General features: G+C 36.4%; 12 protein-coding genes. 11 read left to right on the forward strand and 1 reads right to left on the reverse strand.

What is annotated here, in order from left to right:
- The first annotated feature begins 35 nt into the window (after positions 1 to 35).
- The 11 genes from BW946_RS06580 to serS all read left to right on the forward strand — a co-directional run bounded on the left by BW946_RS06580 (position 36) and on the right by serS (position 13,571).
- The gene (locus tag BW946_RS06580) at positions 36 to 2,189 is read left to right on the forward strand and encodes a SurA N-terminal domain-containing protein (protein ID WP_076595407.1); all 2,154 of its coding nucleotides are present in this window, start codon (positions 36 to 38) and stop codon (positions 2,187 to 2,189) included.
- Positions 2,190 to 2,318: 129 nt separating this feature from the next.
- Positions 2,319 to 3,269, forward strand: coding sequence for an MlaD family protein (locus BW946_RS06585; RefSeq protein WP_076595408.1), 951 nt, complete (start codon positions 2,319 to 2,321; stop codon positions 3,267 to 3,269).
- 8 nt (positions 3,270 to 3,277) lie between these two features.
- Positions 3,278 to 4,615 (forward strand): 4Fe-4S dicluster domain-containing protein, encoded by a 1,338-nt coding sequence (locus BW946_RS06590; protein ID WP_076595409.1) that lies wholly within the window; start codon positions 3,278 to 3,280, stop codon positions 4,613 to 4,615.
- An 89-nt stretch (positions 4,616 to 4,704) separates the two neighbouring features.
- On the forward strand, positions 4,705 to 5,490 hold the full coding sequence (locus BW946_RS06595) for a (Fe-S)-binding protein (protein WP_076595410.1): 786 nt from the start codon (positions 4,705 to 4,707) through the stop codon (positions 5,488 to 5,490).
- Positions 5,491 to 5,510: 20 nt separating this feature from the next.
- A complete protein-coding gene (locus tag BW946_RS06600) occupies positions 5,511 to 6,647 on the forward strand; it encodes a hypothetical protein (RefSeq protein ID WP_076595411.1) in 1,137 nt (378 codons plus the stop codon).
- Between the two features lie 86 nt (positions 6,648 to 6,733).
- Positions 6,734 to 7,222 carry a hypothetical protein gene (locus BW946_RS06605; protein ID WP_076595412.1) on the forward strand — a complete coding sequence of 163 codons (489 nt, stop codon included), beginning with the start codon at positions 6,734 to 6,736 and terminating at the stop codon, positions 7,220 to 7,222.
- Positions 7,223 to 7,321: 99 nt separating this feature from the next.
- Positions 7,322 to 8,455, forward strand: coding sequence for a glycosyltransferase (locus BW946_RS06610; RefSeq protein WP_076595413.1), 1,134 nt, complete (start codon positions 7,322 to 7,324; stop codon positions 8,453 to 8,455).
- Between the two features lie 5 nt (positions 8,456 to 8,460).
- Complete coding sequence (locus BW946_RS06615; RefSeq protein WP_076595414.1) at positions 8,461 to 9,714, forward strand: lipopolysaccharide biosynthesis protein; 1,254 nt, start codon at positions 8,461 to 8,463, stop codon at positions 9,712 to 9,714.
- A gap of 66 nt (positions 9,715 to 9,780) precedes the next feature.
- Positions 9,781 to 11,679, forward strand: coding sequence for an asparagine synthase (glutamine-hydrolyzing) (asnB, locus tag BW946_RS06620; RefSeq protein WP_076595415.1), 1,899 nt, complete (start codon positions 9,781 to 9,783; stop codon positions 11,677 to 11,679).
- Between the two features lie 38 nt (positions 11,680 to 11,717).
- Positions 11,718 to 12,236 carry a hypothetical protein gene (locus BW946_RS06625; RefSeq protein ID WP_076595416.1) on the forward strand — a complete coding sequence of 173 codons (519 nt, stop codon included), beginning with the start codon at positions 11,718 to 11,720 and terminating at the stop codon, positions 12,234 to 12,236.
- Between the two features lie 66 nt (positions 12,237 to 12,302).
- Entirely contained in the window at positions 12,303 to 13,571 is a 1,269-nt protein-coding gene (gene serS / locus BW946_RS06630; RefSeq protein WP_076595417.1) for a serine--tRNA ligase, read from the forward strand.
- A 50-nt stretch (positions 13,572 to 13,621) separates the two neighbouring features.
- On the opposite strand, the gene BW946_RS06635 is transcribed toward serS, so the two are convergent.
- Positions 13,622 to 14,359: a hypothetical protein gene (locus BW946_RS06635; RefSeq protein ID WP_076595418.1), complete on the reverse strand. Its 738-nt coding sequence runs from the start codon at positions 14,357 to 14,359 to the stop codon at positions 13,622 to 13,624.
- Positions 14,360 to 14,362 lie beyond the last annotated feature (3 nt).

Below are 14,362 nucleotides of genomic sequence, written 5' to 3' on the forward strand. Positions count from 1 at the left end.
TTTTCGCAAACTGATAAAAAACTATAATTTATAAAATGGCAATTTTAGGACAGATTAGGAGTAAGCCTTGGCTTTTAATGGGAGTAATAGCCTTAGCGCTTTTGGCGTTCCTGGTAAACCCCGAGAGTATCGACAAGGTTTTTGGTAAGAATCCTGACGTTTTAGGAAAAGTAAACGGTGAGAAAATCACCCGCGAAGAGTTCAATGATCAGCTTTTCGTGTTGCAGCAGCAGGCTGAACAGCAGGGTCGTCCGAAAAACGGTCTTGAAGAGCAGGCATGGCAGTTACTTGTACAATCTAAACTTATCAAACAACAGTTTGAGAAATTGGGCTTTGAAATGACTGATGATTATTTCTGGAATCAAATCCAGTATGATCAGATGTTTGCTCAGAATCAACAGTTCTTTGATGAGAAAGGTAATTTTAAAACTCAAGAGCTTAAAAAAGAAATTGAAACATTACAAAACACCAATCCCCAGGGGTATACTCAATGGTTGAAAACAAGAAAGACAATTGAGTACAGACTAATGGCAAGACAGGTGTTTACCAATCTTTCAGCAGGTATTACTACAGGTAAGAAAGAAGCTGAAGAATTGATGAAGCAGAGAGATCAGCTTGCAGATATCGACTTTGTAAAAGTAGATTATGCAGCTTATCTTCAAAAAACAAAGATCAATGTTACCACACAGGATCTTGCTGATTACATCAAGAAGCACCCTGTAATGTTCAAAGCTGAGCCAAGCAGAAATATTGGTATTGTATTTTTCCCATCTAAACCTAGTGCAGCAGATGATGCGGCAGCCCTGAAAGAAATTACAAAATTATATTCAGGAGGTACAGATGCGAGTGGAGGAACTGAAAACTTCCAGAATACTAAAAACGATTCTATGTTTGTAGCAGCAAATTCTGATGCACCGTTCAATCCTCAGTATTTGAATCCTGCTCAATTGCCTCCAACCATCAAAAATCAGATCACTACAGCAGCAGTAGGTCAGACTTTTGGTCCTTATAAAGAGCAAGATGTATATGTAGTCTCTAAATTGGTTGGTAAAAGACCTTCAGATTCTACCTTATCAAGACATATCCTTATTGCATTCAAAGGAAGCCCTGCAGGTGAAGGGGTAACAAGAACTAAAGAGCAGGCTAAGAAACTGGCAGACTCAATTGGTGCTATTGTAAAAGCTGCTCCTGCAAAATTCACAGAATTCCTTAAGCTTTCAAGCGATCCTAATTCTGCCGCTCAGGGTGGAAGCCTTGGATGGACAACACCAGAGACGCCTTTCGTTCCGGAATTCCTTGCTTACCTTGCAAGTAATCCTAAAGGAGCTACAGGGGTGGTAGAAACACAGTTCGGTTACCATATCATCAATATTGAAGATAAAAAATCAGGATCAATGGGGTATAAAGTTGCGAACCTTGTGAAAGCAATCAAACCTTCAGATGCTACTGAGGCTGAAACAGACAAAAACTCAAGAAAATTCATTCAGCAGGTTCAGGGGAAATCTTTCAATGATTTCGTGAATATTGCTAAGAAAGGAAACTATCAGTTCTCTAATCCAAAAGCAGCGAAAAGATTTGAAGGTCAGCTTCAGGGCTTAGGAACTGAAAAAGATGCTGATATCCTTACCTGGGCTTTTGATAAGAAAAGAGAAAAAGGAGATACTGAATTATTTACAGTAGAAGGAACAGGAGATAAAATTGTAGTGTATCTGAACGGAAAACAGGAAGCAGGTCTTGCTGATCCGGAATCTGTGAGAGATCAGATCGAAGTTATTGTTAAAAATAAATTGGCAGCAAAACAAATTTCTGATAAGATTACAGCAGCAAAAGCTTCCAGCTTAGATCAGATTGCTAAATTGTTTGCCACTTCAAAACAATCTGCTCAGGTGAACTTATTGAATCCTTCAGTGGCAGGTGCTATGGAACCTAAAGTTGCCGGTGCAGCATTCGGTGTTGCAAAAGGTAAACTTTCTAACCCTGTTGAAGGAGGAACAGGAGTTTATGTTTTGATCAAAAAATCAGAAACTGTAAACAAGCAACCTGGAGATCTTAAACAGTTTACAGAATCTCTTACCCAAAGAAGTGCCGGAATGTTCGGACAGGCCTGGATGAAGAGCCTTCAGGATAACGCAGATATCGAAGATTATAGAATCGAAATCTGGAACAAGCTGGGAAATCAGCAACAATAAGAAAATCATTTCAATGATATAAAAAGCGACAAATTTTTTTGTCGCTTTTTTTTGTATTTAACGCAGAACAATAAAGGAAAAGATTTATTTAAAATGTATTATATTTGCTTATTAGAAAAAAATTAGCAAGTGAAGTTCAGTAAAGAATTAAAAGCTGGTGTGATTGCACTTCTAGCTATCGTAGGCTTTGTGGTATTGTTTCAGTTTATGAAAGGGAAAAGCCTTTTTACTACCGATAATATATTTTACGCAAAATATGACAATGTAGAAGGCCTGGCGCAATCTTCTGCAGTTTCTATTAATGGTTTGAAAGTAGGACAGGTAGACAAGATTATTCCTATTACCGCAAAAGATGGAAAAATTAATTTTGTCGTAAAAATTACAGTTGACAACAAATTCGAATTTTCAAAAAACTCATCATTGGAGATCTTTGAACCCGGATTAATGTCTGGTAAAGAAATGAGAGTGAACCTTATGTATGGAGGGCCTACTGCAAAAGACGGTGACACTTTAAAAGGAGCTTTCAAACTGGGAACGCTGGGAAGTCTTTCTTCTCAGATGGGTCCGGTAAAAGATCAGCTACAGGTGGTTCTGCACAGAGTCGATTCTTTAATGGCAAATGCCAATCAGGTTTTTGATGCTCAGAACAGAGCTGAAATAAAAGCTTTATTGGCCAACCTTAATAAAACAGTAGGAGCATTACAGGCTACAGCAGGAAGTGTAAATACGCTTGTAGGACATAATGATCCAAAACTGCAAAAGGTGCTGGATGATGCAAGCCTTACCATGCAGAGCGGAAAAGTTACCCTGGATAAATATGGAAATCTGGCGCAGAGCATAGATACTAAACAGTTAAATGCTACTATTGCCAATCTGGATGCTACAGTAGGGAAGTTAAATCAGGTTATTGGAGGGATAGATAAAGGAGAAGGAAGTTTAGGTAAACTGATGAAAGATGAACAGCTTTACAACAACCTGAATTCAGCATCTTCCAATTTGAATTCATTAATTGAAGATATGAAAGCGAATCCGAAGAGATATATCAACTTCTCGGTTTTCGGAAAAAATAACAAAGACTAATACGCCTTATGCAGTACATCGATAACATTATTTTCCTGATTTTATTAGTGGCGGGATTTGGGCTGTTTGCCAAAAGCCTGCAGAAAATTTATAGAAATATCAGGTTAGGTCGCGAAATCAATAGAAACGACAGAAAAGGAGAACGTTGGGAAACGATGGCCCGTGTAGCCATGGGACAGAGTAAAATGACAGCACGTCCTGTTGCAGGAGTTTTACACCTTTTTGTATATGTAGGTTTTGTGATTATTAATATTGAATTAATAGAAATTGTTGTTGATGGAATATTTGGTACTCACCGTTTTTTATCAAGTATTTTCGGTCACACATTTTATAACTTCTTTACGGCAACATTAGAAGTTCTGGCACTTTTAGTAGTGATTGGAGTTGTCATTTTCTTTATCCGTAGAAATTTTTACGGAGTGAAGAGATTGACGATGAAAGAACTTTTCGGATGGCCAAAAAATGATGCAAACTGGATTTTGATTATTGAATTCGCCTTAATGATGGCTTTCTTTAAAATGAATGCTTCAGATTTTATTTTACAGTCCAGAGGTATTTTCCCGGAACATGGAAGTTTCCCGATCAGTGAGATGACTTTTGTTCCGTTCTTAGAAATCTTCAATTTTGATAACGGGTTTTTGATATTCACAGAGAAAGCTGCATGGTGGTTCCACTTCGTGGGGATTCTTTTCTTTATGAATTATCTCTATTACTCAAAACATTTACATATTATCCTTGCGTTTCCAAGTACATGGTATGCAAATCTTGATAAAAAAGGAAAATTCAACAACCTTGAATCTGTAACAAAAGAGATCAAATTGATGATGGATCCCAATGCAGATCCTTACGCTGCACCAGCTGAAGGAGCAGAAGCGGACGTGCCTTCTAAATTTGGGGCTGAGGATATCTTCGATCTGAATCAGGTGCAATTGCTTAATGCATATTCATGTACAGAATGCGGACGCTGTACTTCTGTTTGTCCGGCAAATATTACCGGGAAAAAGCTTTCTCCGAGACTGATCCTGATGAAAACCAGAGACAGACTGGAAGAAGTAGGAAGAAATATCGATCAAAACGGAAAATTCGTTGATGACGGTAAAAAACTGTTGAACGATTATATTACCAAAGAAGAACTTTGGGCTTGTACCACATGTAATGCATGTACAGATGCCTGTCCGGTATTGCTTGACCCGCTTTCCATTATTTTTGAAATGAGAAGATTCCTGGTGATGGAACAGTCTGCTGCTCCACAGGAACTGAACCTGATGATGACCAATGTGGAAAACAACGCAGCTCCTTGGCAGTATAATCAGGCTGACCGTCTGAACTGGGCATCGGAAAACTAGATAATTAATCAATTTGAAAATTTGAAATTGATTATTGTCTATATCACTTTCAAATTTCCAAATTCTCACATTTTCAAATTGAAAAAGAAATGGATTTCACTATAAAAACAATGGCAGAGTATGCTGCCGAAGGAAAAGCACCAGAAGTTTTATTCTGGGTGGGATGTGCGGGAAGTTTTGATGACCGTGCCAAAAAAATTACAAAAGCATTCTGCAAGATATTAAATAAAATAGGGGTAGAATTTGCCGTTCTGGGTCAGGAAGAAAGCTGTACCGGAGATCCTGCAAAAAGAGCCGGAAACGAATTCGTATTCCAGATGATGGCTCTTACCAATATCGAAGTGTTAAATGCTTACGAAGTAAAGAAAATCGTAACGGCTTGCCCACACTGTTTCAATACCCTTAAAAATGAATATCCAAGCCTTGGCGGACACTTTGAAGTAGTACACCATACTCAGTTCCTTAAAACCTTAATGGAAGAAGGAAGACTGAAAATTGAAGGTGGAGCATTCAGAGGGAAAAAAATTACTTTCCACGATCCATGTTATCTGGGACGTGCCAATGATGAATATGAAGCTCCAAGGATGCTTCTTGAAAAACTGGATGCTGAACTTGTAGAAATGAAACGCTGCAAAACCAACGGACTTTGCTGTGGAGCAGGAGGTGCACAGATGTTTAAAGAACCTGAAAAAGGAAATAAAGACATCAACATTGAAAGAACAGAAGAAGCGTTATCTTTTGAACCTAAGGTAATTGCAACTGGATGTCCTTTCTGTAATACCATGATGACGGATGGAGTAAAACATTTTAATAAAAATACTGAGGTAGCCGTAAAAGATATCGTAGAACTTCTTGCTGAAGCAGAAGACTTATAATTGTAATCTTATACAGGTTTATGAAGCTGAAATGGAGGCTCTCCTTTTTGTTTATCATTTCTATACTTGCTCTTCTTACATTCTGGAATTATAAGAACAGAGTATATGATTGGGATATGCCCGGCTATATGGGATGTATGTATACTTCCGAGTTCCCGGATTCTCCGGATAAAGTCCGGATCATTACGTACGAAGACATAAAAAAAGAAGCTCCAGCAGAACACTATACAGACATCATCGGAATAAAGCAATGGGACATTCCAAGGCAGTATTTCGTAAAAAATACACAATCTTTTACAGAACAATTACCCTATTTTCAAATCAAAGTAGGGTATATTCTTGTAATAACTCTTTTTTATAAGCTTGGCTTCACAGCGCCAATGGCAGTTCTGTTTACCAGCCTTATTTCTTACTTTTTTTCAGGAGTATTACTTTTTTATATCCTGAAACTTCTGTTCCCAAAGAAATATGGGCTTGCGATGATTGTAACGGTTGCCGCAATGCTTTTACCTCCAATGACTTATATGTCGAGGGTTTCTACGCCGGATATGTTTATTTTTCAGTTTATGCTGATCTTTATTATCGGTTTAATTAAAAAATGGAACAAATGGGGAATGTTTGTACTTTTATTCGGTATTACTTTTATTCGGCCGGATTATATTACATTCACGCTGACTTATATTATCGCTGTTTTCTTTTTCCATTATTTTCAGGAAAAGAAAATTGATGTTTCTTTTATTGTTCAGGGAACAGTGCTTCTGGCAATGTATCTCGCAATCATTAAGTTTTATCATTATCCTGGATGGAAAGATCTGTTTTATGATACTTTTATTGACCGAAGACCTATTATTTCAACACATCCCATCGATGTTACTTTAAAAGACTATCTAAGCATTATTTATATCAAAATCATTTATTTTAAAAAAGTAACTTTATCGTTAGCCATTATGATCGGAGTGATCTTCTGGCGTTCCAAAGACGTGTGGGTGAGGATGATTTCAGTTCTTTTTGTGGTGAATGTCTATATCAAATTCTTTTTCTTTCCACAGTCGGCAGCTTTAAGGTTCTTCTTCCCTTTTATCTTCCCGGTTTTTATTATGATGCTTTACGTACTGAGTATAAAATACAATGATCTTAAACTCGGGAAAATTGCGTAATTTTGTCTTTACAATGATACGGACATTCAATAGTAATTAAAATAAAAATTGATTGTTCAATGTGTTGAAAAATAAATACTTACATTATGAAAATCGAAGAATCTAATATTGTAGAAACCAACGACTACAGAGTCATTATATATCCGGCTTCAAGACCTTTCGAAACCAAAGAAGCAAAAGCCGTTACCGAGAAACTATTTGATTTCCTTGCAACATGGGCAGCTCATGGAAAACCGCTTTCTTCTTCTTTTAAAATTGAAAAGAACCAGTTTATCATCGTATGCGTGGACGAAGAAAAAGAAATGGCTTCAGGATGCAGCATTGATGCTTTAGGAAAGGTGATGAGAGAAATTGATGAAGAATATCAATTGGGTCTTTTTGACAGAATGAAAGCAAGCTTTGTAGAGAATGGTGAAGTAAAGACTTTAAAATTAATTGATTTTAAAACAAAACTTAGAAATGGAGAGTTATCAGACAATATCCAGGTTTTTGACTTCTCCAAAAATACTTACCTTGACTTTTTAAGCCACTTTCTCCTTCCTTTGGAAAAGAGCTGGGCAGCTTCTATAAAATAATCGCTGTAGAGCTGATACAAAAGAAATAATCATAAAGTGGAAAATATATTTCCACTTTTTTGTTTTAATGTATATTTGTACAGATTCGAGCAGATACTAATGCCTAAAGTACTTTTTTTAACGACCTCCCACAGCTATAATGATGACCGCATTTTTTATCATCAGGCAAAAGCTCTTAGAGATAACGGGTATGAAGTAAAAATATGCAGTTTATACACAGACTATAAAGGTATTATGGATGGGATTGAAATAGAATCTTTCGCCGTTCTTGAAGAAAGTATAGGAACAAAAATGGAAACTTTCAGAAAAGTCTGCCTTGCTTTTCATCCGGATTGCATCATTGGCTCTGAACCTCTGGCCATAGTAGCAGTAAAGAAATTTGTAAAAGAGCATAAGATAAGCTGTATCTATGATGTTACAGAATGGTATCCTTCTATGTCAATGCTTCAGAAGTACAGGTTTCCGGCTAAAATTTTTCATGCTTTAAAGTTTTCTCTTATTCAGCTGTATGCCGGATTTTTAAGTACTCATTTTATTTTTGGTGAAAGAACCAAGAAGTTCCCTTTAGCCTATTTCTTTGGATTTAGAAAGCAGATCATGCTTCCTTATTACCCTGATTATCTTTACATTAAAGAAAGCGTAAAGCAACTCGATCCAAACGTCATCAAGTTATGTTATACCGGTCAGATTTCTAAGGATAAAGGAATTGATAATTTTTTCAATGCAATAGATAGGCTTCGTCAGAAACTGCCAGCACTACAAATCAGGATTCTGATTATTGGCTCAACTATACAGGAAAGCGATAAGTTCTACTTTTCATCATTACTGCAGAAATATACTTTTGATGATATTGAAATCAGAAAACCAACAAGTTTTGAAACATTTACAGAAGCATTTGCAGAGGCAGATCTTTGTTTTGATCTTAGAGAAATCAATTTTGAAAACAATCATTCGCTGCCAATAAAACTGTTTTATTTTATGGGAGCAGGAAAACCTGTGATTTATTCAGATTTGAATGGGATCAGGAAGCATATGGGAGAGCTTTCTTTTGGAAGCCTGGTTAACCCTCATGATGCTGAAGCAATTTCGGATATTATCATCCATTATATCAGGGATCCGGAATTCTATCATTCCCATGCCGTCAATGCACGAAAAGAATTTAAAGAAAAATATAATTGGGAACTTATAAAAGATTCCTTCGTTGATTTTGTAAAAGAGTCTATTGATCAATAATCACTATGCAGCTTACTATCCTTAAAACCTTTGTCTCCCGTTTTCTTATTCTGATCCTGAGTTTCGGACTGGTGATCTATTCTACGAATATGTGGGGAAGTGAAGGTAAGGGAACCATTTCTATTGTGGTGGCCAATGCTGCAGCAGTAAGTTTTTTCAGCAGTATCTTTTCCGGAAGCAGTGCTTCATATTTCGCATCAAGGTTTAAAATAGAAAAGGTTTTATTGTATGCCTATCTGTGGTCTCTTCTGACTGGTCTTTTAATTCCTTTTTTATTCAGTATAGCTTCTATTCAGGGTGAATATCTATTGTATCTGATCGGAATATCTGTTTTTTCTTCACTCTTATCTACCAATATCAGCTTGTTTATTGGAACACAAAATATTAGAAAGTTTAATGTGTATACTGTTTTACAACAGTTGGTCCATATTATCTTTATAGGAATATTGGTATATGGGTTTGGAAAGAAAGATGTTACTGTGTATTTTCTTGCACAGATTGGCTGCCTGGCACTTCTTTTTATGACCAGTTTTTTTCAGATTATTAAAAAATGTAAGATTTCTGAGATATCATTCTGTAAAGACGTGGCCAGGAATATGTTTGAATATGGCTGGAAAACCCAATTAAGTGCTTTTGTTCAGTTTTTGAATTACAGGCTTTCGTTTTATTTCTTAGAATATTTTGAAGGCATAGCCAGTGTTGGAATATTCTCCGTCGGAGTTACTTTCTCGGAAGCAATATGGACCATTACCCGCAGTATTGCTGTCATTTTATACTCAGATGTTGTCAATAGTAAAAGCAGGGAAGAATCTATAGGGAAAACCAAAGAATCTTTGAAACTGACTTTTTTTCTGATGATAGGTTTTGTATTGGGGATCATTATCATACCGTCTCAGGTTTACGAGTTGATTTTCGGAAAAGAATTCAGAGAGACCAAAGAAATAATGCTGCTTTTATCCCCGGGAATTTTTGCCATTGCGGTAAGTGATATGGCGGGACATTATTTTTCAGGAATGCGGGAACTTAAAATATTGAATATCAAATCAATTGCGGGTCTTTTGGTTACCGTTGTTTTTTCCTTCATTGCAATACCCAGATGGGGAATTTTGGGAGCATGTATTGCAACTACATCTTCCTATTTTGTTTCTGCGTTTCTGTTATTCAGAAAATTTTATAATTCCACTCCCTTTAATTTGAAAGACTATACGGTTACAAAAGAAGAGATACAGCTCTTAAAACAGAAATTTTGGAAGAAATAATTACTTCCGGCACCACTATAAAATAAAGTCATTTTCCTATTTTTACAGATATATTAACTCATCACTATGTGCGGAATCAGCGGTTACTATTCATTTCATAAAAGTATTTCCTCAAAAAATATTCTGGAAATGAATAAGGCAATCAGACACCGTGGGCCGGATGATGAAGGATTCTGGATATATAATAACGGAGAGAGGGTTTCTTTTTCAGGAAATGATTCCACGCAAAAGATCAAAGAACAGTTTCCGGTTTTAAAAGATGAGAATTCTGCTATTGCTTTAGGTTTCCGAAGATTATCTATTATTGATCTTTCTGAAAAAGGGCATCAGCCTATGCTCTCGGAAGATGAACAGATCATTATTACCTTTAACGGAGAGATTTATAATTTTAAAAAGTTAAGAACTGAACTTGAATCTTTAGGACATTTCTTCCGTAGCAATTCTGATACTGAAGTTATTCTCAAAGCTTATCAGGAATGGGGAAATTCTGCCTTTGCAAAATTAGATGGGATGTTTGCCGTTTGTATTGTAGATCTTTTCTCGCAAAGACTTGTACTGGCAAGAGACAGGGTAGGAATGAAGCCTCTTTTTTACCATTACAGCAAGGACGGTCTGGTTTGGGCATCAGAAATAAAAGCATTGCTGAAGAATGAACTGGTAAAGCCTGAAATCAACTGGAATGGAGTCTATACCAATTTTCTTTTTCAGACAACGTTGGCTCCGCAAACCTGTTTTCAGCATATTTTCTCTCTGGAATCTGCTTCTTTTATGACTGTTGATTTAAACAATCATAAAATCATCAAAGATAAATTCTGGGAGATGCCTTCGCCGTCTGAAAAAAATATTTCTGAAGAAGAGGCTGTGAGAACAATAGATCAGCTGCTTTCCGAAAGTATTTCAGAACAATTGTATGCAGATGTTCCCGTAGCAGTAATGATGAGTGGTGGAATTGATTCAACGTTAATTGCTTCAAAATCAAAGTCTTTCAGCGATCATATTAATACATACACAGTAAGTTATCCGTTTTCGGAAGAAGAAGTACATAATGCATCTCTGGCCGCCAGACATTTTGGAGTTCTGCATAAGATAAAAAAAGTAAATGATGATGAAGCGCTGAAAGATCTTAAAGAAAATATTCAGCATTTTGAAGAACCTTACAGCAGCTTTGAAGTCTTGATTAATGCCGCAAAATATGCACATGATCAGAATTTTAAAGTCGTATTAAGCGGAAATGGTGCCGATGAACTTTTTGCTGGCTATTCCCATACGCTGAAGCTGAACAGATGGCTTCTGATGAGGAATTTTAATTTTATGAGCCCTTTTATCTTTACAAAAGATAAGTTTTCACAACGGGTTAAAAATTATTTCTCTCAGGATAATATGTTTGATTTCTTCCGCCAGAGCCAGATCAGTATGATGCCTTTCGAAGCTAAAAGTCTTATAAAACCGGATATTTATAGTAAAATTGATTCAAATCTTTCAAAATATCATCTTTCAGAAACAAAAAACTATTCCGGATACTTTGAATATGATATGAAATATTCTCTTTCATCCCATCATGTTTTCCGGGATGATCTGAGTGCCATGAAATACAGTGTTGAATTTCGTTATCCCTATTTAAGTAACAGTTTAATAGACTATGTTTCATCACTGCCTCAGAACATCAGATTTAATGGAACTCAGAATAAACCTTTATTGCGTAAAACAGCTGAAAAATATCTCCCTCATGAAGTGTTGAATATGCCTAAAAAAGGATTCTCATTTCCTGTCAATTATTTCATTAAAAACGAAAAAAGAGTAAGAGACTTTATCACGGAAAATCTTGAATGTTTAAAAAAAAGAAACTTCTTCAATGCTGAAGTAATTGACCAGTGGTGGAATCATCAGGAACATGAGTATGACTGGGTAAAAATATGGCAGCTGGTTACATTTGAGTTATGGTATCAGAAATATTTTGAAAAATAAAGCAGGAGTCTATAGATTAATATTTTACCTTTGTATTTATGATGAAATATTTTTGCGGCATTTTTGTAGCGTTTTTTGCACTCATCAGTTGTAAAAATGATGATGATTCTTTGCAGAGAATAGATCAGGCACTTAATATCTATATGAAAAACAGTGCGGGTCAGGATCTTCTGAACAGTAAAAAAAACGGATCTTTTACAGGATATTCGGTGAATGATATTTTTGGAAATAAAGATAATTCTCCGGTAAATATATCATTAAGGATGACAACCGATTCATTGTTTTATATGGATTATCTGGCAGGAGCTAAAAGAAGAAAGCTGGATTCGATAAGCCCGGAAAATCCTGGGACAGGAACTTCCTATCATTCCAAAATGTTGATTACTTTTACAAAAAGCACCAACGTAAATGATAATGTAACAGGGATTTTGGAAATTCAATATCGCAATACTCCTACTGTATTTCAGGTTTCAAAGGTATTGTATGACGGAAATGAAGTGTTTTCAAAAAATGCTGATGCACCAACTTCGATAAATACCGTTACGATCACAAAATAATTTTTAAATTTGTACAATTGTTAGCTGATTTTAAGCTAAATATCTAATATTTAACATCTAAATAAAATGTTACAAGTCAATTTTTTGCGCGACAATAAGGAACGCGTTTTAGAAGGTCTTCAAAAAAGACAATTCAAAAATCTTGAGTTGGTAGACGAGGCTATCGCTGCCGACGACGAAAGAAAAAGAATCCAGTTTGAACTAGATTCCCAGCTTTCCGAAATCAACAAAATTTCGAAAGAAATTGGTCTTTTGATGAAAGAAGGGAAAAAAGAAGAAGCGGAATCTGCAAAATCTAAAACAGCACAATACAAAGAGTCGAGCTCAGAATTGAAATCCCAGTTAGAAGTTAAAGAAAACGACTTGCTGAATATTCTGTACCAGCTTCCCAACATTCCAAATGAATTGGTAAAAAGTGGTGCTTCTGCGGATGATAACGAAATTATTTTCCAGTCTCATCCGGTAGAAGGTCTGGGTGACGGGGCTATTCCTCACTGGGAACTGGCAAAAAAATACAATCTCATCGATTTTGAATTGGGAGTTAAAATTGCCGGAGCCGGCTTCCCTGTTTATTTAGGGAAAGGAGCAAGATTGCAGAGAGCTTTGGTTCAGTATTTCTTAGACAAAAACGTAGAAAAAGGATATACAGAAGTAAATCCTCCTCACGTTGTGAATGAAGCATCTGGTTTTGGAACCGGACAGCTGCCGGATAAAGAAGGACAGATGTATTATATCAATGAAGATAAATTATATTTGATTCCTACGGCAGAAGTTCCTGTGACTAATCTTTACCGTGACGTTTTGCTTGAGGAAAAGGATCTTCCTATCAAAAATACGGCATTCTCTCAGTGCTACAGAAGAGAAGCGGGAAGCTATGGTGCCCATGTAAGAGGATTGAACCGTCTTCACCAGTTTGAAAAGGTTGAAATCGTAAGAATTGAAAAACCTGAAAACTCTTATGCTGTTTTGGAGGAAATGGTAGAGCATATCAAAGAGATCCTTACAGATCTTGAGCTTCCGTTCAGAGTATTGAGACTTTGTGGTGGTGATACAGGCTTTGCCTCTGCAATGACATATGACTTCGAAGTCTGGAGTGCGGCTCAGGAGATGTGGCTGGAAGTAAGCTCAGTGTCTAACTTTGAGACATTCCAGGCCAACAGATTGAAATGCCGTTATAAAGGAGACGGTAAATCTCAGCTGGTTCATACCTTAAATGGTTCAGCAATGGCATTACCAAGAATTATGGCTGCTTTGCTGGAAAACAACCAGACAGCAGAAGGAATCAAACTTCCTAAGAAGATCGCAGAATATGCAAGATTTGAAATGATCAACTAAACGACTTTGGTTACCATAAAAAAGCCACCGGATTCCGGTGGCTTTTTGCTTTACTCAGTAACGATGATGATCTTTTTATCAGCGTTTTTGAGTTTCGTGTCTTGATCATAAATAGCTTTCAGATCATAATCTATCCTTATAGAATGGTCATCAATCTGTTTTACCCAGTCGTGTTTCCCGGAAATTGACTTTATTGGGCTTTCAAATTTTATTGTAGTTCCTATTTTTTTGAAAAACATGACCATCATGCCGGCAATTTTTTCACTTTCTTCCTTTGAACTTTTGGTTTTGATAGCCTCTTCAATACTTTTAAGATTAAAATTATCCGTATTGATTGTTAAGGTCTTTCCATCCCAATGGTTGTAAATATTCTGATCCAGAGGAATCTTTTCAGTTTTTGTGAAATTTTTCAGAACCTGATAGTCCTCTGCGGTAAAATGCTCCATTTTGAATGAAAATCCAGCCAGCTTTTGCTCTTCCTTCATTGATTTCATGAAAACCTTTTTCATAATTCTAATGGAATCCGGATTTTCGGTTTTCAATTTTCCTTCCTGTTTGGCAAGATCATACATACTTGTCCACGCAGTCGGAAGCTTATCCATTTCGCTGAATTCCTTCTGCTTTAATGAGTCCGGTGTCATAGCCATCATTTCAGACATAAACTCTCTTGTATCGATATCGGTGATAGAAGAGGAGGCTGCATCTTTATGATAGACAATTTCAGAATTGACACTGCACGACTGCAATGTGAAAAGGCTTATCAGAAATAAGATGATGGTTTTCTTCATGGT

Origin of the sequence: Chryseobacterium sp. RU33C, assembly GCF_900156015.1 — a bacterium.
GTDB lineage: Bacteria > Bacteroidota > Bacteroidia > Flavobacteriales > Weeksellaceae > Chryseobacterium > Chryseobacterium candidae.